This is a genomic window from Enterovibrio gelatinilyticus, from assembly GCF_028683095.1.
Classification (GTDB): domain Bacteria; phylum Pseudomonadota; class Gammaproteobacteria; order Enterobacterales; family Vibrionaceae; genus Enterovibrio; species Enterovibrio gelatinilyticus.
The window spans coordinates 86,876-108,623 of the sequence record NZ_JAJUBC010000008.1 but is presented as its reverse complement, the minus strand read 5'-3'; the positions used below and the strand labels follow the sequence as shown (position 1 = coordinate 108,623).

The 21,748-nt window shown below is 46.4% G+C and carries 20 protein-coding genes and 1 riboswitch; of the genes, 9 read left to right on the top strand and 11 right to left on the bottom strand.

Features of this window, described 5'->3' with window-relative positions; translation table 11 throughout:
* Positions 1-42: 42 nt before the first annotated feature.
* A complete protein-coding gene (locus LRP50_RS08990) occupies positions 43-1,263 on the top strand; it encodes a multidrug effflux MFS transporter (protein ID WP_274164122.1) in 1,221 nt (406 codons plus the stop codon).
* Positions 1,264-1,349: 86 nt separating this feature from the next.
* Here LRP50_RS08990 and LRP50_RS08985 read toward each other — a convergent pair whose 3' ends face one another.
* Positions 1,350-2,231: a LysR family transcriptional regulator gene (locus tag LRP50_RS08985; protein ID WP_274164121.1), complete on the bottom strand. Its 882-nt coding sequence runs from the start codon at positions 2,229-2,231 to the stop codon at positions 1,350-1,352.
* 104 nt (positions 2,232-2,335) lie between these two features.
* On the opposite strand from LRP50_RS08985, the gene LRP50_RS08980 reads away from it, so the two are divergent.
* The gene (locus LRP50_RS08980; protein ID WP_274164120.1) at positions 2,336-2,716 is read left to right on the top strand and encodes a nuclear transport factor 2 family protein; all 381 of its coding nucleotides are present in this window, start codon (positions 2,336-2,338) and stop codon (positions 2,714-2,716) included.
* A 61-nt stretch (positions 2,717-2,777) separates the two neighbouring features.
* Here the strand turns inward: LRP50_RS08980 and LRP50_RS08975 are convergent, their stop codons facing one another.
* Positions 2,778-3,467, bottom strand: a complete 690-nt coding sequence (locus LRP50_RS08975) for a pseudouridine synthase (protein WP_274164119.1) — start codon at positions 3,465-3,467, stop codon at positions 2,778-2,780.
* A gap of 171 nt (positions 3,468-3,638) precedes the next feature.
* Entirely contained in the window at positions 3,639-4,538 is a 900-nt protein-coding gene (locus LRP50_RS08970; RefSeq protein ID WP_274164118.1) for a LysR family transcriptional regulator, read from the bottom strand.
* 157 nt (positions 4,539-4,695) lie between these two features.
* On the opposite strand from LRP50_RS08970, the gene ppk2 reads away from it, so the two are divergent.
* The 3 genes from ppk2 to LRP50_RS08955 all read left to right on the top strand — a co-directional run bounded on the left by ppk2 (position 4,696) and on the right by LRP50_RS08955 (position 6,740).
* Positions 4,696-5,568, top strand: a complete 873-nt coding sequence (gene ppk2 / locus LRP50_RS08965) for a polyphosphate kinase 2 (protein ID WP_420791212.1) — start codon at positions 4,696-4,698, stop codon at positions 5,566-5,568.
* A 13-nt stretch (positions 5,569-5,581) separates the two neighbouring features.
* A complete protein-coding gene (locus LRP50_RS08960; RefSeq protein WP_274164117.1) occupies positions 5,582-5,863 on the top strand; it encodes a hypothetical protein in 282 nt (93 codons plus the stop codon).
* 436 nt (positions 5,864-6,299) lie between these two features.
* On the top strand, positions 6,300-6,740 hold the full coding sequence (locus LRP50_RS08955; RefSeq protein ID WP_337992909.1) for a GNAT family N-acetyltransferase: 441 nt from the start codon (positions 6,300-6,302) through the stop codon (positions 6,738-6,740).
* Positions 6,741-6,859: 119 nt separating this feature from the next.
* Here the strand turns inward: LRP50_RS08955 and LRP50_RS08950 are convergent, their stop codons facing one another.
* The 3 genes from LRP50_RS08950 to LRP50_RS08940 all read right to left on the bottom strand — a co-directional run bounded on the left by LRP50_RS08950 (position 6,860) and on the right by LRP50_RS08940 (position 11,335).
* Complete coding sequence (locus LRP50_RS08950) at positions 6,860-8,782, bottom strand: BCCT family transporter (RefSeq protein ID WP_274164116.1); 1,923 nt, start codon at positions 8,780-8,782, stop codon at positions 6,860-6,862.
* Between the two features lie 405 nt (positions 8,783-9,187).
* On the bottom strand, positions 9,188-9,850 hold the full coding sequence (gene ribB / locus LRP50_RS08945) for a 3,4-dihydroxy-2-butanone-4-phosphate synthase (RefSeq protein ID WP_274164115.1): 663 nt from the start codon (positions 9,848-9,850) through the stop codon (positions 9,188-9,190).
* Positions 9,851-9,966: 116 nt separating this feature from the next.
* Positions 9,967-10,117: riboswitch (FMN riboswitch) on the bottom strand.
* A gap of 159 nt (positions 10,118-10,276) precedes the next feature.
* Positions 10,277-11,335, bottom strand: coding sequence for a helix-turn-helix domain-containing protein (locus LRP50_RS08940; protein WP_274164114.1), 1,059 nt, complete (start codon positions 11,333-11,335; stop codon positions 10,277-10,279).
* Positions 11,336-11,461: 126 nt separating this feature from the next.
* Between LRP50_RS08940 and LRP50_RS08935 the strand changes: the two genes are divergently transcribed.
* The 3 genes from LRP50_RS08935 to LRP50_RS08925 all read left to right on the top strand — a co-directional run bounded on the left by LRP50_RS08935 (position 11,462) and on the right by LRP50_RS08925 (position 13,713).
* Positions 11,462-11,872 (top strand): MFS transporter, encoded by a 411-nt coding sequence (locus tag LRP50_RS08935; protein ID WP_274164113.1) that lies wholly within the window; start codon positions 11,462-11,464, stop codon positions 11,870-11,872.
* Positions 11,865-13,088: an HlyD family secretion protein gene (locus LRP50_RS08930; protein ID WP_274164112.1), complete on the top strand. Its 1,224-nt coding sequence runs from the start codon at positions 11,865-11,867 to the stop codon at positions 13,086-13,088. Before LRP50_RS08935 ends, LRP50_RS08930 begins: the two co-directional genes overlap by 8 nt.
* Positions 13,089-13,233: 145 nt before the next feature.
* Positions 13,234-13,713 carry a DUF2127 domain-containing protein gene (locus tag LRP50_RS08925; RefSeq protein WP_274164111.1) on the top strand — a complete coding sequence of 160 codons (480 nt, stop codon included), beginning with the start codon at positions 13,234-13,236 and terminating at the stop codon, positions 13,711-13,713.
* Positions 13,714-13,730: 17 nt separating this feature from the next.
* Here the strand turns inward: LRP50_RS08925 and clcA are convergent, their stop codons facing one another.
* From clcA to norR, 4 genes are all read right to left on the bottom strand, one after another.
* Positions 13,731-15,137: a H(+)/Cl(-) exchange transporter ClcA gene (gene clcA / locus LRP50_RS08920; RefSeq protein ID WP_420791213.1), complete on the bottom strand. Its 1,407-nt coding sequence runs from the start codon at positions 15,135-15,137 to the stop codon at positions 13,731-13,733.
* Between the two features lie 284 nt (positions 15,138-15,421).
* Positions 15,422-16,507 (bottom strand): FAD-binding oxidoreductase, encoded by a 1,086-nt coding sequence (locus tag LRP50_RS08915; RefSeq protein ID WP_274164109.1) that lies wholly within the window; start codon positions 16,505-16,507, stop codon positions 15,422-15,424.
* A 103-nt stretch (positions 16,508-16,610) separates the two neighbouring features.
* Complete coding sequence (gene hcp, locus LRP50_RS08910; RefSeq protein ID WP_274164108.1) at positions 16,611-18,272, bottom strand: hydroxylamine reductase; 1,662 nt, start codon at positions 18,270-18,272, stop codon at positions 16,611-16,613.
* Positions 18,273-18,455: 183 nt separating this feature from the next.
* Positions 18,456-19,985, bottom strand: coding sequence for a nitric oxide reductase transcriptional regulator NorR (gene norR / locus LRP50_RS08905; RefSeq protein ID WP_274164107.1), 1,530 nt, complete (start codon positions 19,983-19,985; stop codon positions 18,456-18,458).
* A 208-nt stretch (positions 19,986-20,193) separates the two neighbouring features.
* On the opposite strand from norR, the gene LRP50_RS08900 reads away from it, so the two are divergent.
* The gene (locus tag LRP50_RS08900; RefSeq protein ID WP_274164106.1) at positions 20,194-20,577 is read left to right on the top strand and encodes a VOC family protein; all 384 of its coding nucleotides are present in this window, start codon (positions 20,194-20,196) and stop codon (positions 20,575-20,577) included.
* A gap of 64 nt (positions 20,578-20,641) precedes the next feature.
* Here LRP50_RS08900 and LRP50_RS08895 read toward each other — a convergent pair whose 3' ends face one another.
* Positions 20,642-21,532, bottom strand: coding sequence for a pseudouridine synthase (locus LRP50_RS08895; RefSeq protein ID WP_274164105.1), 891 nt, complete (start codon positions 21,530-21,532; stop codon positions 20,642-20,644).
* Positions 21,533-21,748 lie beyond the last annotated feature (216 nt).

The window sequence follows — 21,748 nt, the reverse complement described above, 5'->3', positions numbered from 1 at the left end:
ACTTTTAATTACAAGTGAACTTTTCAAAGAATAGGGGGTGATATGCCAACCAATGCATTGAGCGAGCGTATGATTCGCTTTTTGATTTTGATGATTTTTCTCGCTGCGGCGATGGAGACGGACATCTATCTTCCTGCTTTTCCAGATATGATGACCGCATTTAACACCAACGAAACCATGATCCAACGCGTGCTAAGTTTTAACTTCCTTGGTATTTGTCTGGCATCGTTAATCTATGGGCCATTGTCCGATTCCGTAGGTCGTCGTAAAGTTCTTAATGTTGGCTATGCCTTATTTATTGCTGGCAGTTTGGGCTGTGTGTTTTCAAGCAATATTGATGTTTTGATTTTCTGGCGATTCGTTCAAGGCTTCGGCAGTGCGGCTTGCATGATAATCGGCGCAGCCATGGTCTTCGATTTGTACAAAGCAGAAAAAGCCACTGAGATTGTGTCAGATCTGAACAGTTTGGTCGTGAGTATCATTGCGTTCGCGCCAATGTTAGGTGGTTGGATTAACTATCAGTTCGGGTACACCTATAACTTTGTGTTTATTGCTGCGTTGACCATCGTCACTGGCCTGATTTGTTTCATCAAATTGCCGGAATCACTGCCTGTAGAAAAACGCAAGCCGCTGTCCATTAAGGGCATTGGTAGTGACTACGTGACAGTACTGAAAAACGGCGAGTTCTGGGCAAACACGTTGATCACCACCGCCATATTTTCTGGCTACATGGTGTTCATTTCTAATATGCCCCTGATTTTTGTGAATCACCTGGGTATCGATAGTGCGGTATTTCCTTTTTATCAAGTGAGCTTGTTGGTGGCGTTCGTAATTGCGAGTATCAACAATGGTCGTTTAATGAAGTGGTTTGGCGTTAACTTCCTGCGCCGATATGGCTTTCTTACCATCGTGTTGATGACGTTGACCATGTTTGTATTGCCGACAAGCTGGCAACAACTTCCGTTGGTCGTGACTTCACTCATGGTGCTTTACTCTCTGGGAGCTGGTGTGTGTATCGGAATCTTCTTTGCTCGTTCAATGGAAGCCGTGCCGAATCAAACGGGTGTGAGTGCCTCTTTAGTCACAGCGATTCGTTTAGCGTTGGTGGCCTTGGTCATAGACATTAGTGGTGCGATGTTTGATGGCACAATGACGTCTGTTATCAACTTAATCAGTGGGTGCATCTTGCTGAGTGTGATCATCTATCTTGGTGATAATCTTCGAGCTAGACGGCATAAGAAGACGACTAGCCTTAAGGTTTGATGGTCTAGTCGTAAGATGTCCAATCGCGAACAGAGCCTGCATATGATGCAGGCTTTTTTGTGTTCGCCCCAGTAGGGAGAGTATCTCTAGGTTGCTTGGGTGTAGTCGTGTAATGCACTTTCGATGGCATCAATCGCCATTTTTACGCCAATCGGCACAGTGCCGTGGAATGGGTGAAGGGCATATACGTTTACCCGTGGCATCTGAAAATCGGGTAACACGGGTTTCAGTTTTGGGTTTGTGGAAACAGTGAAGTTGGGCAAAATCCCCAGGCCATAGCCAGACTCAATCAGCGCGAGTGTCGTTTGCATCGCGTTCGTTCTATGTCTCGGTGAAAACGTTAACGATCGGGTCTCATTAGTTAACGGATTATAGAGTTCATGGGATACCGTTTTAGGTTGCCATTGATGGGCGATATAAGGTGCGTTAACCAACGAAAAATCACTGTCTTTGGCGCAACATAATACATCTCTAAACTCGCCAATCCGTCGTTGCTTATTGTTGCTAGGTAGAGACCTTCCAGCACGAATCGCGAGATCGATGTTGTTTTCCATGAGATCGAGTTGATTGTCGTCATTGATCAAATTGAGTTCGACGTCAGGATAATCCGCATAAGCTGTCAGTAGGGCTGGGACGACTAACGATGACATCAGGGCGTTCGGTGCAGTTAAGGTGATTTTCCCTTTCGGAATTGTCTGCTGAACCTTCATTTCCTCCCATGCGTGCTCCGCCACTCGATGCATTTCACAACAGTATTGGTAGAAGTGTTCCCCTGATTGGGTAAGCGATTGTCGGCGCGTTGTGCGTGTGAGTAGCGTTGTGTCGAGGTCTAATTCGAGTTGCTTTAGCGCCTGACTTACTACGGATTTGGAGGTGTCTAACTTGTCTGCGGCATTGGTGATTGAACCCATTTCTACCACATGCATAAACAAGGTCATTTGTTTAAGTTTATTCATCTGTGTTTGCATATTGTTTCTCTCACAAGAACAATGTGTTTGTTTTGCTTTATTTATCTAATCTAATCGTGTTTCTACACTAAGTCCTTAAATATCTCCAAGACAGAGCGAAACAAATGATGAATCAAGACGTACTTATTCCATATAACGAGGGAATCAAAGCGTGGCAAGATGCCTTCAACAATCAAGATGCAGCGGGCTGTGCCGCGCAGTATGCAGATCACACTACCTTGATGGTCGCGCGTCCCTTTGGCGAATTTACAGGTCGTGAGGACATCCAAGCGTTTTGGCAGCAAATCATGGATCAAGGTTTTGCTGATGTTGATTACACCAATGTGAAATGGGAACCAGCAGAAGACGATGATGGCTTCATTTTATGTGCTGATTGGACCATGAATAAAGCATTTGGTGTGGTTCACCGTGAGCATTGGAAGATTCAAGAAGATGGAAAAGCTCGCTTAGTGTTTGATGAATTCGAAGTGCAAGGCGAGCGTTAATCTCGGCTTTGAAACCATCAATAAACGCGGAGGCTATGGCATCCGCGTTGTTGTCTTGGGCCTATGATCTGAACGAAGCAATTTCTTCATCGCTAAGGTATCGCCATTCTCCAGCATCAACATCAAGCAGGACCTCACCAATGCGCTCTCGATGTAACGCAACAACACGGTTGCCAACCGCAGAAAACATGCGCTTAACTTGATGGAACTTCCCTTCTGTGATCGTTAGTAAAACGTCTTGCGGGCTTAGCACATCGAGTTTTGCTGGCTGAGTGGGTTTGCTCTCTCCTTGCAGCAGAATGCCATGCTTGAATCGATCAGCCTCATCACCTCTAATTGGGCGAGAAAGACCAACGCGATACACTTTTTCGCAGTGTTGGGTTGGCGTGGTGATATTGAACGACCAATGACCATCATCAGTGATCAATACAAGCCCTGTTGTGTCCGCATCTAATCGCCCTGCGATGTGTAATTCTTCTGTATGCTCGATGTTTGTGGTGGAAAATAGTGAGGGGTAGACTTCATCGATATTGGAGCAAATGGTTCCAGCAGGTTTATGCATTAAGATATAGCGAAACGGGCGAGGGATTAATGTGTGACCCTGTAACTGAATGGTGTTGTTTTCATGCACCTGTGCGAACTCGTGAGTCACGACTTGTTCGTTCACCGTTACCGCTCCGTTTTGAATCAGCTGGATGGCATCTGCACGGTTTAACGCAGTGCTTTTACAAACGAATTTATCAAGGCGCATTTTTACAACAATAATCAAGAAAATGTGCAGGCATTATCCATCCTAAACCTGATATGGCAACCTGCATTGAACGGACATCAAACCGCTGAATTGGGTATAAGTAAATTCCGATGTACAGAGAAAGAACAATGGAAGCCTGATAGCTCTTGATGGTCTCTTGCTTTAATGCCCTTACCCTCGGTTTCGGTGTTGATTAAACGCGAGTAGCTTTTCAATAAACAGATTGACGGGAGCACTGCTTTTTCGATTGGATTGGCGAAGTATTGAGATCGGCCGACGTGTCTCTGCGTCCTTAATTTTTATGCGTTTTAATATGCCACGCTCAACTTCTTCATTGACGGTTGCGGCAGGGACAATGGCAATACCGAGTTCGGCTTCTACGGCTTTTTTAAGCGTGTAGATATTGTTATGCGTCATTCGGATGTCCACAGTTGTCCGTGTGCTTTCCAGCAATTTATCAATGGCAATGCGCGTGGGGATTTTCTCACCAAACGTAATAAATGCCTCATTATGAACTTGTTGAAGTGACACCGCTTTTTTATGACTGACCCAGTGCTTATTTCCGGCAATGAGTACCAACTCATCCTCGGCATAGGGTATGGCTTCAATGCCTGGCTGTGAGTGAGGATAGGCGACAATGCCGACATCAATTCTTTCTTTGTGGATTTCTTGATAGATCTCATCACTATGCCTGTATTCAAGATGAACAATCACTTTAGGATACATTTTCATGAATGCGGCGAGGAAGTCTCCTAGCTCATACATTCCGACACTATGAATGGCTGCCACTCTCACGTGACCTTCAAGCACGCCTTGTGAAAAATCAGCCCTTACTTTGATGTTCTCGCAGAGCCTAATAATCTCTTTCACATCTTCCAATATGATTAAACCTTCCGGCGTTAATTCAGTGGTTTGAGATGTTCTCGAGAACAATTGTTGGCCAAGAGCGTGCTCCAGTTTCTTAATGTGGACGCTGACGGCTGGTTGGCTGATGTGATTAAGCTTTGCCACTTTAACAAAACTTAGTTCGCGCGCTAACTCATTGAAAAGCTTTAACTGGGTGAGATTCATAAAGATAACTTTTCGTTATTAAACCTATAGATTAATAACATTTAAGTTACATGTTTAACTATTGCATAATTAAGTTTGTTAATGATTTTCTTAGAAATTAGACGTTCTGAATGTTACGAGACGGATGATGGATTGAACCTGATGGTGGAGGGAAATAATGACACAGATACAAACACTTTCTCTGGAAAGAAATGCAGCTTCAAACATGGATATCAATAATAAAGAGCCGTTTAATTTTGACCTCAACAAAAAAGAAAAACAATTGGCGTGGAATGCCGACGGTCACTACCCGTATAAAAAGAAAATGAATGTTGTTGAGTACGAGAAACACAAGCATGAATTACAAATTGAGTTATTAAAGATGCAAGGTTGGGTTAAAGACACCAATCAGAGAATTGTGATCTTGTTTGAAGGGAGAGATGCTGCAGGGAAAGGTGGCACAATAAAGCGGTTTATGGAGCATCTTAACCCTCGTGGTGCACATGTTATCGCGTTGGAAAAGCCCAATGCACGAGAGCGAAACCAGTGGTATTTCCAACGCTACATAAAACATTTACCCACCAAGGGTGAAATCATCTTGTTTGACCGCTCATGGTACAACCGTGCAGGCGTTGAAAAAGTCATGGGTTTTTGTGATGACACTGAATATTTAGAGTTTTTGCGACAAGCCCCAGAGTTAGAGCGCATGCTGGCAAACAGCGGTATCAAGCTGTTCAAGTACTGGTTTTCGGTAAGTCGTGAAGAGCAATTTAGACGGTTTAAATCACGAAAATCTGACCCGCTGAAGCAGTGGAAATTGAGCCCTGTAGATCTTGCATCTTTGTCTAAATGGGATGATTACTCTGCCGCGAAAGACACCATGATGTTCCATACCAACACCAAAGATGCCCCTTGGACAGTGATCCTTTCGGACGATAAAAAACGGGGGAGAATTAACTGTATGCGTCACTTCCTGAGTCAGCTTGAGTACCCCGGTAAAGATCATGAACTCGTGAATAAAGTTGACACACAAATTGCAAAAGCGCCCTAAACAAGGAGTAGGTATGGGAAAGGTCAATATTAAGAAGCTTCAGCTAGATGTTCAATTGTGCCAAGACGAAGCAAAGAAAGCGTCTGAAGGTGTTCTGTCTGCAAAGGCGCAACTAAAGCATGCAGAGGAGGCTATCCGAAGTTCAGAAAAGAAAGATAAGAAGTGCGGGAAAAAACTAAAGAAAGCCAAGGCGAGATTGAAAGAAGCGCAATCTCTTGATGTTGCAAAGAAACAAGCGTCGAAGAAGTCTGCGATTAAAAAGGCTAAAAAGATCAGCAAAAAACACAAGAAGTAGCGTTTCTCGATCGCCAGTTATCTCTGGCGATAGGAACGAAAAAGGCCGAGCCATCGGCCTTTTAATTGGATACTTCACAAGACGTTTGGTGCTATGCAGGCTTCGATTCGTCTTGGTTTTGCTGTTAAAGCAATCGGGTTATTGTTGTTGATTGAAATATTCATATAATCAATCGGATAGGGTAATTCAGAGTTAATTGTTCCATATGTTGGAAAGTTAGCCACTTCCCATATATCATTTTGGCTTAGATTTTTTGCCAATATTAGCCTTATTTATGCCGTTCGAAATACGCCCCTTCCATCCAAGCGATTTGCCGTCGCTATATAAAATCTGTTTGTTAACGGCTGACAATGGTCAAGACGCCAGTTCGCTGTATCAAAGTGATGAATTAGTCGGACATTTTTTTTCAGCGCCCTACGCGATAATGAATCCTGACATGTGCTTCATTGCCACGCGCAACGGAGAACCTTGCGGTTACATCGTGGGTACAGAAAACTCTAAGCGGTTTTCAGAGCGCTGCGAAGGTGAGTGGTTGCCAGCTTTGCGCGAACGATACGCTCTAGAACATTACAAAGGGCAGTCTGCAAGTGACTGGGTTGTAAATAAGATCCACGAGGGCAATGCGCCTCGGCCTGAGTTTGATAGATATCCTGCCCATTTTCACATCAATTGTTTGCCAGAAACGCAAGGGTTTGGTTTGGGGAAAAAGTTGATGATGGCGTTGATAGAGCGTCTAACGGCTTCAAAAGTGTCAGGCGTTCATCTTGAGGTATCAACGGTGAATACAGGCGCAATCAAATTCTACGAAAAACTTGGGTTCCAAAAGATTGCGACATTTGAACATTCTTTGGGGTATGGAATGTCGCTGAATCCGTAAATCGCTGAATGATATCGCGGGTTTTTAGGCTTCAGAGTATGAAATTCACGAATGTCTGAGAAACAAAAAAAGGCCGATTTCTCGGCCTTTTGATTGTGCTTTTTATAGTAAGTTTTGCGTTATGCAGGCTTCAATTCGTCTTGATTTTCTTCTTCTAGACGCTTACGTTCGCGCATTAGATCATCGAAAACCATACGTGCTTGCTGGGCAGACTCAGACGCTTGAAGTTTATGCTCTTTGGCTGCCATGGCTTCGTCTGTTAAGCGTTGGATTTCGTCCAATTGCTCTTGAGGCGCGTCGCCAAGCTCCATGCCAGATTCGCCTTGTGAAAGAGCTGTGGCACGAATTTCTTTCTTCAGGTTCCAAATCGCGTTCAGTTTTTCACGCTCTTCTTCTGCCGCGGCAACTGCTTCATCTTTCAGGCTCTCAAACTTAGCCATCGCCATGCCTTCTTTTGACCATGGGTCAACGTCTGGGAACTCTTCAATGTTGATAACAGGATCGATGTAACCTTCTTGGTGAGAAAGGTCGAGGGTCGCCGCTTTCACGCCTGAAATCATTAACATCACAGCAATAACCAGTAGTGGTAAACCACCGACAATAGCTGCTGTTTGTAGCGTCGCAAGGCCGCCCATGAACATCAGTACCGATGGCATGAATGACAGGGTGAATGCCCAGAACAGACGATTCCAACGCATTGGGTCTTCAGTTACGTTGTTCTGAACCACAGAAGCCAGTATGAACGAGATGGAGTCAAACGTTGTTGCGGTGAAGATAATACACAGTACGGTGAATACCGCGATCACCACGGTGCTCATCGGCAATGTTTCAAGAATTGAGAAGATGGCGCGAGTCGGGCCTTCAGAGTTCAGGATGCTCACCACATCAAGCTGACCAGACAGTTGCAGCGACAGACCATAGTTACCCAAGATCATGAAGTACAGTGCACAGCCTAGTGAACCGAAGAAGATGGAACCTGACACCATTTGCTTGATGGTACGACCGCGGGAAATACGCGCAACGAACAAGCCCATGCTTGGTGCAAACACTAGCCACCATGCCCAGTAGAAGATGGTCCAATCTTGTGGGAAGTGTGTATCCTCAAACGTACCGTAACCGCCGAATGGTTCTGCCCATGTTGCCATGATGAAGAAGTTAGACAGCATGCGACCGATTGAATCTAGGCCGGTTTCCAGCATGAATAGGGTTGGACCCGCGAACAGTACGAACGCAAGCAGACCTAATGCACCCCAGAAGTTGATGTTACTTAGTACCTTGATGCCTTCATCCATACCTTTGTAAGACGAGTAAGCAAACAGCGCCGTACATAGCAACAACACACCGATTTGTGAGGTCGTTGAAGAAGGAATGCCGAATAGGTAGCTGATACCTTCGTTGATCAGCGGCGCTGCAAGACCAAGCGTGGTTGCTGCACCACCAAGTAGACCAAAGATGAACAGTACATCGATAAGTTTACCGGTTTTACCGTGGCTGCGTGCTTCACCGATCACTGGCATTAGGGCTGCTGATACTTTCAATACTGGTTGCTTACGCACATAGAAGAAGTAAGCAATCGGAATCGCGGGAATCAGGTAGATGGACCATGCAATTGGACCCCAGTGGAAAATACCGTAAGTCGCTGCCCAACGTACTGCTTCTTCACTGCCAGCCTGTAATTGGAAAGGCGGATTTTGGTAGTAGTAAGCCCACTCGATCGTACCCCAGTAAAGGATACTTGCACCGATACCACCACAGAACAGCATGGCTGCCCATGAACCCGTAGCAAATTCAGGCTTTTCGTCAGCATCACCAAGTTTGATTTGGCCAATGTCGCTGAAAACGATGTAGACCATGAAAAAGAAGGCGGCGATGCCAAGTCCAAGATAAAGGAAACCGAGTTTGTCGGTCATAAATGTTTTTGCAATCGCTATCCATTCTGCGCCTTGGGTAGGCCAAATGAGAAGTGGGATGATCACGGAAAAGAGGAGCCCTAACGCGCCAAAAAAGGTTGGCTTGTCGATGAGCTGAAAGTGGCGTCCCATATGTTGTATCTCTCCATTAATATGTAAACCAATGGAATTGTCATGTTTATGACGCTACGCATCAATTCGCGCTGTTTGTGCTTATAAGCATAAAATTTCATAATAATGATGGCGTGAATAAGAGGTCGGCTTTTAAGTCTGTCGGTGAATGTGATGGGTTATGAATTTGATGGGAGTAGTTAACGAAAGTCGGTGAATTAATAAGGTTTTATTACGAATCGAATATGTATTTAGTGATTGAGCGAATTTTTGGCTCAGTCGTTTAGTTGTGTAACGATTTTTTTTAGATTTGCGGCGTTAGCCGATTCAATAGCCGTATAAACGAATTGAGCGCCTGCATTTGTGTACAAAAGCCGGCGCTCAATGTGAAAACGTGTTTGTTAGCTGGCTAACGGAACGCGTTGGTTATGCGATTTTTTCTGCCTGCATCAGGCGGTATTGGACCATGTCTTCAATGGTGAGTACTGGCATATCGTGCTTTGCGCCGAATGCAATGATCTCGGGCGTTTTTGCCATCGAGCCATCTTCGTTTTGCACTTCACATAACACACCTGCAGGTGACAACCCCGCCATTTGCATCAAATCAATGGTGCCTTCTGTGTGACCACGACGTGTCAAAACGCCGCCGTTACGTGCACGAAGAGGGAATACATGCCCAGGGCGTGCCAAATCAGACGGCTGTGCATTTGGGTTGGCTGCGGTTTTGATTGTAGTTACACGGTCAGCGGCTGAAACACCGGTGGTGACGCCCACTTTTGCTTCGATAGAAACCGTGAATGCGGTTTGGTTGGCGCTGTTGTTATCCACCACCATTGGGTTGAGCTCAAGTTTGTCAGCTTGTGCTTCTGGCAGGCATAGACAAACGATGCCGCTGCATTCACGGATCATTAATGCCATTTGTTGATTGGTGAGGTGATCGACAGAATAGATGATATCACCTTCATTCTCACGGTCTTCGTCGTCGAGTAGCAATACGCCTTTACCTTGGCGAAGTGCTTCTAGCGCAGCTTCAACGCGTTGAAATGGGGTGCCTAATGGAGCAAGTAGCGAAGTGTGTGTCTGATTCATGGTAACTCCTATAATACGTACCAGAATCAGGGCATAGATGAGCGGTATTCGAGTGTTCGAATACGCACAATTCACCGATAAGCAGGTGCTGAAAACAGCCACTTAATGGGTAAACATATCATCCTCTTTCATCCGGACTCTAACCGTCGGCCTTGGCATCTCACCAAGTCTGCTGACCCCGAACTAGGTTCGGGCGCTCGCGGGCTCGTCAATAATTTTCACTGACATACCGCCGGTGGGGAATTTCACCCCGCCCTGAGAATAATTAATTTGTGATGTTCTGATTGTTCAGAACACGCTGAGTTTACTGTGTTTCTCGCTAAAAAGGGAAGAGGGGCGGGTGCGAGTGTTTAAAGAATGATCACGCTTCAGCGGATTTTTCTCGTGATTTTGCATCCTTTAGACTGTTTGACGATGAGCTGCCTCTTACAAAGAAAGGTGGCGAAGATACTCATTTGGGGTGCAACCTCTGACACGTTTGAAGGCTTTGATGAAGCTCTGCGGATGGGTGTAGCCGAGTAATTTTGCTATGTGGTCTGGGGCATAACCTTTGAGTAGGTAACGCACGGCGATATTATTTAGCACATACGCCACGATACTGGTAAACGAGAACCCAAGCTTTTGTAGGCGGCGTTGGAGTTGCTGAGGCGAAAGCGCCAGTAGATTCGCCACTTGTTCTACCGTCGGCATGCCGTAATAACGCGCGTAATTCACCACTTCGTAAAGCGCTTTGGTGGGATCATCCCGTTGCGGCATGTTAACCAAATCATCCAGTTCGTTGAGGGACAGTACCGCTTCTCGATTTTGCTCTACCGAGGCAGTGTGCTCCAGCAATAACAGCTTGGTATCAAACCATACTTCGGTTTGCTCACACCCTGTAACCACCTGACACCCAAACCATGCTTCTGCTTCTTTCACATCAATGTTTGAGCCTGCAAGGCGAACCATTAGGGGGGAATAGGACGAGGGTTTAGTCTTTCCTTGCTGTTGCAAGTGATTGGCAGGGACGGAGACATCAACATTGGGCGAAGAGAACTGGCGCAATACTTGTGTAAACATGATAGCGACACGCAATGCATCCACATCTGTTACATCTTCCGTAAACGCATTGTGATAACACCATTTGAGAATATGACCTGATTGGCGCCCTACATAGTGGCCGCTCGAATGAAAACAACTCATACCGTAATTGATGCGTCGGAATGTGATGGACAGATCGGGTGAGGCGGTTAACCAGTTGGCGCAAACATCAATGTTTGTCACATCGAGGAAGGAGGCAATCTTAAAGGGAAAATGTCTATCCCCCGTTAACGCAATAATTGAACGTAACCAGCAGTTAATTTCGGAATGGGGGATCAGAGCCATGTCGTCGGCGTATAGGGCGTGAGGAATACCGAGCTGTGTAATGTCGAGTCGATATACCTGCATAACGCCTTTGAGAAGCGGTTTGATATACGCCATTCGGCAAAAAGTAATGTCAATCATGCGCTGCCATGAAACTGGATAGATTCAATCAATATACACGAATTAGTGAATCAATCGTTCCTAAATGTTGCACAAAAGAGACATTGATGTAACTATCTGTTCTCTTGTTATTTCTTGGAGACAGTGATGAGCCTATTGGCGACACCTTTTGTTGATGCTTCAACGGATACTGTGCTGCATGTTGTGGCAGCAGTGGTTTTAGTGGGTTCCGTTTGCGCCATTGCGTTCGGGTTTTGGAAAATTCACGAACTGCCCGTTAGCAAGGCAAAGAAAAAGAAACATCAGCAGATGGGGCTGATCACGGCACTCACGTGGATAGGTTTTTTGTGGCACTGGGTCTGGGTGGTGGCGGTCATTGTTGCCTTTGTAGATAGTGATCAAGCGCTTCGTCGCATTCGAGATATTTGGCGTGAACCTACGAAGGCTCCTAATGATGAACAGAAAGATCCTGCTATCGAGGAAGTTTCTGCGAATCAAAACGTCCATTTGGAAGGTGGCAATCAAGATCTGAGTAAAGAGGAGAAAACCAATGCTTGAAGGTTTAGCGGTATGGGCGCTGTTTATCTATCTCCTTCGCATGGTAGGTATGCCTTGGAACTTATATAGCAAACTGTTCGCCTACATTGGTGGCGGAGCTTGGTTGTTGTTCGTTTGGATTGGATTGTTGAATTACACGCCAATGGATTTGTCGGGAGGCTCTGTCGTTCAATCTCCTCATATTCAGCTTCGTCCAGGGTCTAGCCAAGTGCGCGGCAACGTTGATGAGATTTTCGTTACACCAAACCAAGAAGTGAAAAAAGGACAATTGGTGTATTCGATAGAAGATGAGCCTTATCAGATTGCACTTAATCGTGCCATTGTCGCGGAGAACTCTGCACTAGTGGCCCTAGATGTATCCAAGCAAGACGTCACGTTGACAGAGCAACAGTATCAAGCGACAAAAGCTGATTTGAATGTTCTAGAAAGCCAAATGATTGCAGCGCAGGAAGATGCCAAGTGGAAAGTGAGCCAACTTAATCGTTACCTAGAACAAAACAAGAAAGCCCCTAACACGGTGGCCACGTCTGTATTGGATGAGCAGCGTAACAAAGTGCAATTGGCGAAGTCTCAAGTTAGCACATTACAAACACAGATTGAAAAAGCGAAAATTGGTGTTGAATATGCCCGATTGAGCCAAGAGAAATCGGAGCTTGCTGTTGATGCTAAGCGTGCTGAATTGGACAATGCGGTTGAGGCGGTGTCTCAAGCGCAATGGAATCTGGAACAAACCCAAGTGACTGCGCCTGCTGACGGTTACGTGACTAACTTCATCATGCGAGAAGGTCAATATGTGGGTGTGTTACCGCGCTTACATATGTATACCGATGAAAAATACGTATTGATGCGAGTGAATCACCAAGCGATTCGTAATGTGAAAGTGGGACAATACGCAGAATTTGCCAGCCCTGTGTATCCGGGCAAGATCTTCCAAGCCGAAGTGGAAGGCATTGTGGAGGCGACGGGTGAATCACAAGGTAAATTGCTGGCGCTAGAAGAAGGTGTTCGAGTCACGACAGGTTCAAACTTGATGAACAAACACCATTTCGTTCGCTTGAAGTTGGAAGAGCCAGAAGGTTATGACATTCCCGTGGGAGCAGTCGGGTTGGCATGGGTGTCGGGTGAAAAGCCTATCGCCTTTATGAGTTTTCTTGATGTGGTGCGTGGCATCATCATCCGAATGAAAGCACAACTCTACTTCATACACTCGGTGTAACGAAAACCGAACACAGCAACAAATCCGAAAAGGCCCGAAAGGGCCTTTTTTCTTGCCCTTGCTACGACAGCGGCGTATTAAGTTAGCCAATCTTTAACTGCACCAAAACAATACCAGTTATAAGTAGCCAACAGAGCGGGAAAAAATGAGTGTGGCAGGGCAATCACCAAAGGGACTAAAAGCGATCGCAACGCTGGAAGCGTTCAAGGGGATTCTTTCTTTGGTTGTAGGTTTTGCGTTGCATGAGCTTGGAGGGAAAGAAATCCAGCATCTCTGCGAAGCCTTGCTTCAGCATTTACATCTCAATCCCGCCAGTGAAATTCCCAGTGTGATCATGCATTCGGTGAACGAAATTAACGATAAGAATCTGACGCTTGTGGCGCTAGGCTCAGTGTTGTATGCCTCGATTCGGTTGGTGGAAGCGTTTGGGTTGTGGCGTGGTTATGCGTGGACTGAGTGGTTTGCATTGGCAAGCGGTGCCGTGTACTTGCCGTTTGAAATTTATGCCGTGGCGACGGAAGGTAAGTTGCTCCCTGTCATTGCACTTGTGGTGAATCTTGTGGTTGTCGGATATATGTCGATTGTGATTGCGCAACGACGAAAGGAAAAACGCGCAATGTCGTAACCGTTTACGCTTGGGCGCTAAGGCTTTGGTGGGGCATCAGAGCTTGGTTTTTGTGGTGTTGGTGACGGTTTATTTGCCGCTTTTTGCTTCGCCAGTGAGCGTTGTAACAACTGGCTATATAGCGGTTTTCCCCCGACCACTTGAGCGGTCATGGTTGCGCCTAACGTAGTAATGAGCAAGGGGAGAATGAGCTCATAGTTATGGGTTAATTCTATGACTAAGAGAATACCGGTGATAGGAGCGCGAACGGTGGCAGCAAAAAGAGCGCCCATACCGGCGACAGCAAACATGCCTGCCGTAATTTCCATGTTGGGAAAAAGGTGCATAGAAAACATACCAAACCCTGTGCCGAACAAGGTTCCTAACGCCAGCATGGGAGCGAAAACACCGCCGGGAGCCCCTGAGCCAAAACAGATGAGGGTTGTGATAAGGCGAGCCATAAACAACAGTGCCAGCATTGAGAGTGCGAAGTTGCCATTGACAGAGTTGGGAATGAGTTCGACGCCTTCCCCCGTCAGTTTCGGCAGTAGAAGTAGCATGACCCCAAAGCTAGCCCCCAGAAGCGCGCCAATCCCTACAAATCGTCCTGTTTTATGCTGGTGAAGACGTTCGAAGCCATCCATAGTGATGATAACCAAACGATTGAAAATGACCCCGACAAAACCAAATATCAGCCCTAAGAGTAAAAACAGCGCCAAGGCAGTTAAAGGTACATCGGAGTGCGCAGGTAAAGGGATCATTGCGCCTTGACCTTGAAGACTGCGATAGACCACCGTGGCGGCGATTGCAGCGATCATCACGGCTTTAATCGATATCAGGTTGTACTTGAACTGTGGCCGCATTTCTTCGACGACAAACATAATGCCCGCCAAAGGCGCATTGAAAGCGGCGGCTAAACCTGCCGCTGCACCAGAAGCCACCAAGGTATGTCGGCCTTCGTCATCGTTAATGCGGAAAAGGTCAGTGAGCATTCGGCCGACACTTGCCCCCATCTGAACAGAAGGCCCTTCTCGGCCTAGAACTAAACCCGCGCCGATAGTGCCGATACCACCGAAAAATTTCACGGGTATCACTCGCCACCATCGGACAGGTTTGAGGTTATCTAATGCGCCTTCAATTTCTGGAATGCCTGAGCCAGCGGCTTCGGGGGCAAATCGTTTCACCAAGAAAAAACCGAACGCGGATAACAACGCACTGGTGATAACCACGACAGCGATAGTGAGAGCACTCACGCCACCTTCGGTTTTCACCCAAGTCGATCGTCCATTCACTAGCCAATCGATCACAATATCGAATGCTGTACAAAGCAGGCCAGCGATGATGCCAACAATGGTAGATAGTAGAAGCACCGAAATAGGGTTTTGGTGATAAGAAATAAATCGGCGTATCGTCTTGGTGGGTTGCTCGGTGGGTTGAGTGTTCATCGAGTCAGTAGGGATGCGCTCAATGAGTTCCGGGTCCATGTTAGCTTGCTGTTTATCAACAGCCTTTTTTTCGTCAGAGTTTGAAGTCATTGCGCATGTCCAAGCGATCTATCTCTTTCCCAGCGTAGAAGAGTTCACGACAAAGGCGTTTTCAGAAAATGATACAAAATACAATCAGGGCATTAAGTCATCACAAAATGCCCAAATGGTCGATGATGAGAATTGTCGTGCAGATACTTCTACACAACACACAACACACAACACACAACACACAACACCAAACCTTACAGCTCGATATTAATATCTCCAGACAAGGTCGAAGAACAGGCTAAAACATAACCTTGTGCAATCTCTTCCTCCGTCAGGGTTTCTTGGCTGGTGGATGCAACATGTCCTGCGGACACTTTGCATTTACATGAGCCACAAACACCGCTTCGACACGCCACAATGATGGGCAAACCTGCGTCTTCCAGCACATCGGCCAGTGTTTGGCCTAGTTGCGTTTCAACGGTCTGTCCAAATGCGGGAATGTGAACCTGAACGCCAGATTCGGCGGGCGCTGTGTCTGTGTGTTCGCCTGAGTTTTCTGGCGCAAATCGAGGTATCACGTTTTCATCTGAAGGCGAGAAGCTTTCTTCATGAAAGTGAGCTAAATTGACGCCTTCTGCGACCAAATAGCTGCGAACATCGGTCATAAAGGAGGCTGGCCCACATAAATATACCGAGCGAGAATGAATGTCTGGCACCAGTTGCGTTAGCCATGCTTGGTTTAAGCGCCCTTGTGGGTGCGGGGCATCGCCCGATTCTTTGAGCAGGAGCTTAAGCGAGAAATTGTCGTGCAATGCATTTAACGTCTCAAGCTGATCTAAGTAGATGGTTTGTGCTTTGTCTTTTGCAACATGAAGAAAATCAATCTCAATGTCTTGCTGAGTTTGAAGCCAAAATGTCGCCATAGAATAGACTGGCGTAATACCGCAACCTGCGCTTACCAGCAATACTTTGGTTTTCTCACCAAGGTTTTTCTTTGGCGGAAAATCGATGCAGTTAAATTCCCCTGCGGGTTTGAGGACAGACACGGTATCGCCAATGTTGAGATGATCAACGATATGGTTAGACACAAGCCCGTTGTCGACCCGTTTAATGGTGAGTTGCAGATGATCTTCACCCGGCACTGAACTTAGGGAGTAAGCGCGATATTGAGTCTTTCCGTTTATCTCTGCACCTAGTGAAACAAATTGTCCCGGCTTAAACGTGTATGTTGTGGGTTGAGAAGGCACAGTCAGTTTGATGCTAACGGTGTCTGGCGTTTCTTGCCACTTATCCATACACGTCATTTGGACAGCTTGGTGTTGTTGCCACGCATTAAACATAGATCGGTTACCCTAAAAACAAAACAGAAAGAAAAATAGGAAAAATCAGCCCTGACCTGCTGGGAAATCAGCAAGTAGGGCTGTTGTTGATGATCTCGCGAGATTACGCAGCGAGGATTGTTTTTAGGTCCGCTTCAACGGTCGTGATTGAGCGCATGTCGAACTTCTCTTGAATGATGGCAATCAGGTTATCGGTCAAGAAGGCTGGTGCAGTAGGGCCGGTGTAAATACCTTTTACGCCCAGAGCGAACAAGGTCAGCAAAATAACAATCGCTTTTTGTTCGAACCAAGAAAGCACAAGCGTCAGCGGCAATTCGTTGATGTCGCAATCGAACTCTTTCGCCAAGGCTAACGCTAACTGAATAGCAGAGTACGCATCGTTGCATTGGCCCACATCTAATAGACGAGGAATGCCGTTGATATCGCCAAACTGATTTTTGTTGAAACGGAATTTGCCGCAAGCCAGCGTCAGGATCACGGAATCTTCTGGTGCTTGTGCGGTGAAATCTGTGTAGTAACTACGCTCCGATTTGTCGCCATCACAACCGCCCACCAAGAAGAAGTGGCTGATGTTGCCTTTTTTCACTTCATCAATCACCGCAGGTGCTGCGTTCATGAGTGCATTGCGACCAAAACCAACAGTGATCATGTGTTCGATTTCGTCATACTGGAAGCCCGGTTGCGCAAGCGCCGTTTCAATCACCACGCTGAAATCATCGCCTTCTAGGTGCGCAACACCCGGCCAACCCACAATGCTACGAGTGAACAGACGGTCTGCGTATTGACCCACATTAGGATTCAGTAAGCAGTTGGATGTCATCACAATCGCGCCAGGGAAATTAGCAAACTCTTTCTGCTGGTTTTGCCATGCGCCGCCGTAGTTACCTACAAGGTGCGGGTATTTGTTTAGTTCGGGATAACCGTGTGCTGGCAGCATTTCACCATTGGTGTAAACGTTAATGCCTTTCCCTTCGGTTTGTTGCAGGATTTTTTCAAGGTCGTGTAAGTCGTGGCCTGAGACCAAAATGCATTTGCCTTTCACTGGCTTCACGTTCACGTTTGTTGGTGCTGGGTGACCAAAAGTTTGAGTTTCACCCGAGTCCAGCATTTCCATCACGCTGTAGTTCATCAAGCCAATTTTCATCGAGCATTCAAGCAGTGCACCCAAGTCCTCTGGATCTGTACCTAACCACGCCATGATTTCATGATATTCACCATAAATAGCGTTATTGGTTTGGCCTAATACCAGTGCGTGCTCCATGTAGGCGGCTGCACCTTTCAAGCCATATAAGCACAACAAACGCAGACCAATGACATCTTCATGAACGCTGTCTTTACCACGGTTAACAGCAACTTGTGGTGCAAAGGCAAGGATTGCCTCTGCGGTGTCTGGTAATTCGAAACAAGCGACATTTGGCAATTCAGGTAGTGCTTTGTCCGCTATGTGATACGCGGCGCGGACGTGTTGTTCAAGCTGCGCTTTGAAGGCAGACGCTTGGTGTGTTAATTCAAGAATGCGTACTGGGTCGAAGTTAACGTTGGTGAGGGTGGAGAAGAATGCTTTCGGTGCCCATTGGTTGATTTCATCATTGATGATGTCGAATTCGCGAGCGAGATTTGCCCAGAAAGATACCCCTTGTAATGCGTACACCAACACATCTTGCAGGTCTGATACCTCAGAAGTCTTGCCACACATACCTTGTGCGAACGAGCAGCCTTTGATGGTTGGGGTTTGAATTGTCTGCTCACATTGAATACAGAACATAGTGGGTCTCCAGTGTTTATTGATTTAATTCAATTGATGTACTGGAAGTGCAGGGTTTGTGCCAACATTCAAGTTATTGAAATATATAGGAATGGTGGGCAAATTAGCTGGCGGATGATGTAAAAAAGACAACGAATGCGTTGTCTTTTTTACATCGAGATTGAAATCGGTCAAGGAAGTGCGTTAACGATTGATCCCAAGCTTCTTGCCCATGCGATAGAGGTTACCTCGATCCATGTGTAAAAATTCAGCAGCTTTTGCCCAAATACCGCCCGTTTTTTCAAGGGCATGGGAAATAAGATCGCGCTGGTAGGTTTCTACCAATTCACGCATACCATGATTTTCTTCAGGGAAATATTGCGATGTTTTTTTGACATCGCCATTAACTGCCACCACATCAAAGTGACCCATTTCGATAGTATGGCATTGCTCTTGAATCGCGCGCAGTGCCGCGCGGGTGAGCGTGTGTTCTAATTCACGTACATTCCCCGGCCAAGGTTGTTCTTCTAACATGGCTAAGGCTTTAGCGTGGATGTGAAGGTTTGGCACATTGAACTGGTGTCGAACTTTTTCTAATAAATAGCCTGCCAACACTGGGATATCGCCGTCGCGCTTGCGTAGAGCAGGTACTGCAATCGGGAATACATTCAGGCGATGAAAAAGATCCGCGCGGAAATTGCCTGCGTCGACTTCTTTCTCCAACATACGGTTGGTAGCCGCAACGATACGGACATTCACCAACAAATGTTTGTCACTCCCCACCCGCTGTAATTCACCTTGTTGGATCACACGCAGTAATTTGGCTTGCAGGACCAGCGGTAATTCGCCGACTTCATCGAGAAAAAGCGTACCGCCATCGGCTAATTCAAATTTCCCTGCACGGTTGCTGTTTGCCCCAGTGAATGCGCCTTTGACATGACCAAACAACTCACTTTCGGCTAAGCCTTCAGGTAATGCAGCACAATTCACGTAGATCATCGGCTTGTCGCTGCGGCTGGATTGGGCATGCACACTGTGTGCGACCAACTCTTTCCCTGTACCGGTTTCGCCAGTGATTAATACGGCGTAACCCGATGTCGCGACCGTGGCTATATTGGTACGAAGTTGCTGCATTTCTGGGCTAAATCCAATCATGTCACCTTGCAGCGATCGGGCTTGTTGGATCAGGGTTTCGGTAACAGATTTTTGCTTATTATTTTGCGCTTTGAGCGCGTTCACCAAGCCTATGTTTCGCAGTGTGGCCGCCGCGAGCGCAGCAAAGGTTTCAATGGCCACGGGTTCAATATGATCAAATGCGCCGACGGTTAATGAATCCATGGTTAATGCGCCAACTAACTGACCATCAACATATAGGCTACATCCCATGCAATCATGCACATCAATAGAGGCATCTTCGGTGAGAAGCACACCATCAAACGGGTCGGGGAGTGGGCTGTTTGTATCAAAGCGAACTGGCTTTTTAGTTGCAACAATGGCTTCAAGGCGCGGGTGCGATTTTGGGAAAAAGCGCCTGCCAAGCACGGCGTTAGATAAACCTTTAACAGCAACGGGTGTTAAGAACCCTTCTTTATCGAAAATAAACAGGGCGCTGGCATCGCAGGGGAAGACTTGGCTCATTCCCTCAATTAGGTGCTGATATTGCTTTTCGCTAGTGAGATTAGAGCTCAGGTTCAAAGCGATATTGAGCAGCACATGATCCATGTTGGTAGGCATAACGAAAACCATGGTTGGGACATTCAGCAAGAGTATCAGCTTGATGTTATTTTAACATCGGCGATATGAAATGAATGATGTCTGATTGACGACGATCAATTTCCTAGAGATTTGAGTTATTTTTCGTGGTTCGATACGGATGGGATGCAGAACCCAATGCCTAATGATACGGTGGTGGATAACAACCAGAAACGAATAAGGAAATACAATGTTCAGTCATGTAATGCTAGGTGTTGAAGATTTGGAAAAATCCAAGGTGTTTTATGATGCGGTATTAGGTGCATTGGGTTACAGCGAAGGAGTGATGGATCCCAAAGGGCGCTATTTCTACTTTTCGCCTACTGGGGTTTTTGGGATCACAATGCCAATTAATGGTGAGCCCGCAACACATGGCAATGGTAGTACGATTGGTTTTGCTGCGAGCAGTCCAGAGCTTGCTGATGCCTTCCATGAAGCAGGTATTGAAAACGGCGGCACAACCTGCGAAGAGCCTCCCGGTGTAAGAGAGTCATCTATCGCGAATCTTTATCTTGCGTATTTACGCGACCCATCTGGTAATAAAATTTGTGCGACTCATCGCTTGCCAAATTAATTCGGGTAAAGGGCAAGATTTTTGCCCTTATTTTTCATCCTGTCTTCTGTCTTTTGTTCTGCGTTCACGCCACTAACAAGTTATGACTGCACTGAAACGACCTTGTTTGGTTTGCTATTGGATCAATAAACTCCACAGATTTCGCCAGCAGTTGTAACGGGGCGTTGTAGTTGTCTGCAGAGAATGGCTGCAGTTCTGGGTAGTATTTGTCGTTCAATATTGGCCAACCCAAGGATTGCATGTGAACACGCAATTGGTGGGTTTTACCTGTTACAGGGTGCAGCTCAAACAGCGCCTTCTCGTTGGATTGTTCTAGGCACCGAATCACTGAATGGCTATTGGCATCACCCTCTGTCACCTGCATACGAAAGCGTGGCTCTGATTGCACAATACGGTTTTTGACTTCCCATTCTTGACCGACGATATTTTCATTCTCGTTGACGCTAGCAACCGCTTGGTAGGTTTTGTGTATCTGGCGGGTTTCGAATAGATGATGGTAGAGATGGCGTGTCTCTGGGTTAATCGAAAACATCACCAAACCGGCAGTTACCCTGTCCAAACGATGTAACGCCTGCAAGTCCTCAAAGCCCATACTTTTACGTAAGCGATGCTGCAAACATTCATTGACGAACACTCCACCAGGGGTCACGGCAAGAAAGTGAGGTTTATACGCCACTACTATGTGCTCATCTTGAAACAGAATTTTTTCTTCAAAGGGAATACGCGGCTCACTTTCAACTTCGCGGTAATAGCAGATACGTTGCTGCGCTTTAAATGGTGATTTTGCGGTGACGAGCGTACCGTCGTGATAGTGAACTTTGCCGTCACTGACACGTTGTCGCCAAACCTCTGCATCAATAAATGGGAATTTGATGATGAGGTATTCCAAAACCGTTGCGACTCCCGGGTTGGTTTGCGGCAAGCTCAGTGTTGATGGGTATGTTGAAATGGTCATTGGGAATCTTCTGTTCGGCATGGTGGGCGATTATAGAGGATGGCAGCACTTAGCGTAAGAGTATGCATGTCCAACGTATCAAGAATTGTTTAGTGGCACTTCTCACACTGAAAACCAATGGTGTTTGGCTACTTGTCATGACTGTTTTCGTCTTGCCATCACCCATATGAAGCAAATCCAACACCCAGAGAACCAAACTCAATGCTTGTCGGAGGG

Bases quoted from the DNA above. Each gene is read 5' to 3' on its own strand.
- LRP50_RS08990 (WP_274164122.1), top strand. From the start codon at position 43: ATGCCAACCAATGCATTGAGCGAGCGTATGATTCGCTTTTTGATTTTG.
- LRP50_RS08985 (WP_274164121.1), bottom strand. From the start codon at position 2,231: ATGCAAACACAGATGAATAAACTTAAACAAATGACCTTGTTTATGCAT.
- LRP50_RS08980 (WP_274164120.1), top strand. From the start codon at position 2,336: ATGATGAATCAAGACGTACTTATTCCATATAACGAGGGAATCAAAGCG.
- LRP50_RS08975 (WP_274164119.1), bottom strand. From the start codon at position 3,467: ATGCGCCTTGATAAATTCGTTTGTAAAAGCACTGCGTTAAACCGTGCA.
- LRP50_RS08970 (WP_274164118.1), bottom strand. From the start codon at position 4,538: ATGAATCTCACCCAGTTAAAGCTTTTCAATGAGTTAGCGCGCGAACTA.
- ppk2 (WP_420791212.1), top strand. From the start codon at position 4,696: ATGACACAGATACAAACACTTTCTCTGGAAAGAAATGCAGCTTCAAAC.
- LRP50_RS08960 (WP_274164117.1), top strand. From the start codon at position 5,582: ATGGGAAAGGTCAATATTAAGAAGCTTCAGCTAGATGTTCAATTGTGC.
- LRP50_RS08955 (WP_337992909.1), top strand. From the start codon at position 6,300: ATGTGCTTCATTGCCACGCGCAACGGAGAACCTTGCGGTTACATCGTG.
- LRP50_RS08950 (WP_274164116.1), bottom strand. From the start codon at position 8,782: ATGGGACGCCACTTTCAGCTCATCGACAAGCCAACCTTTTTTGGCGCG.
- ribB (WP_274164115.1), bottom strand. From the start codon at position 9,850: ATGAATCAGACACACACTTCGCTACTTGCTCCATTAGGCACCCCATTT.
- LRP50_RS08940 (WP_274164114.1), bottom strand. From the start codon at position 11,335: ATGATTGACATTACTTTTTGCCGAATGGCGTATATCAAACCGCTTCTC.
- LRP50_RS08935 (WP_274164113.1), top strand. From the start codon at position 11,462: ATGAGCCTATTGGCGACACCTTTTGTTGATGCTTCAACGGATACTGTG.
- LRP50_RS08930 (WP_274164112.1), top strand. From the start codon at position 11,865: ATGCTTGAAGGTTTAGCGGTATGGGCGCTGTTTATCTATCTCCTTCGC.
- LRP50_RS08925 (WP_274164111.1), top strand. From the start codon at position 13,234: ATGAGTGTGGCAGGGCAATCACCAAAGGGACTAAAAGCGATCGCAACG.
- clcA (WP_420791213.1), bottom strand. From the start codon at position 15,137: ATGAACACTCAACCCACCGAGCAACCCACCAAGACGATACGCCGATTT.
- LRP50_RS08915 (WP_274164109.1), bottom strand. From the start codon at position 16,507: ATGTTTAATGCGTGGCAACAACACCAAGCTGTCCAAATGACGTGTATG.
- hcp (WP_274164108.1), bottom strand. From the start codon at position 18,272: ATGTTCTGTATTCAATGTGAGCAGACAATTCAAACCCCAACCATCAAA.
- norR (WP_274164107.1), bottom strand. From the start codon at position 19,985: ATGCCTACCAACATGGATCATGTGCTGCTCAATATCGCTTTGAACCTG.
- LRP50_RS08900 (WP_274164106.1), top strand. From the start codon at position 20,194: ATGTTCAGTCATGTAATGCTAGGTGTTGAAGATTTGGAAAAATCCAAG.
- LRP50_RS08895 (WP_274164105.1), bottom strand. From the start codon at position 21,532: ATGACCATTTCAACATACCCATCAACACTGAGCTTGCCGCAAACCAAC.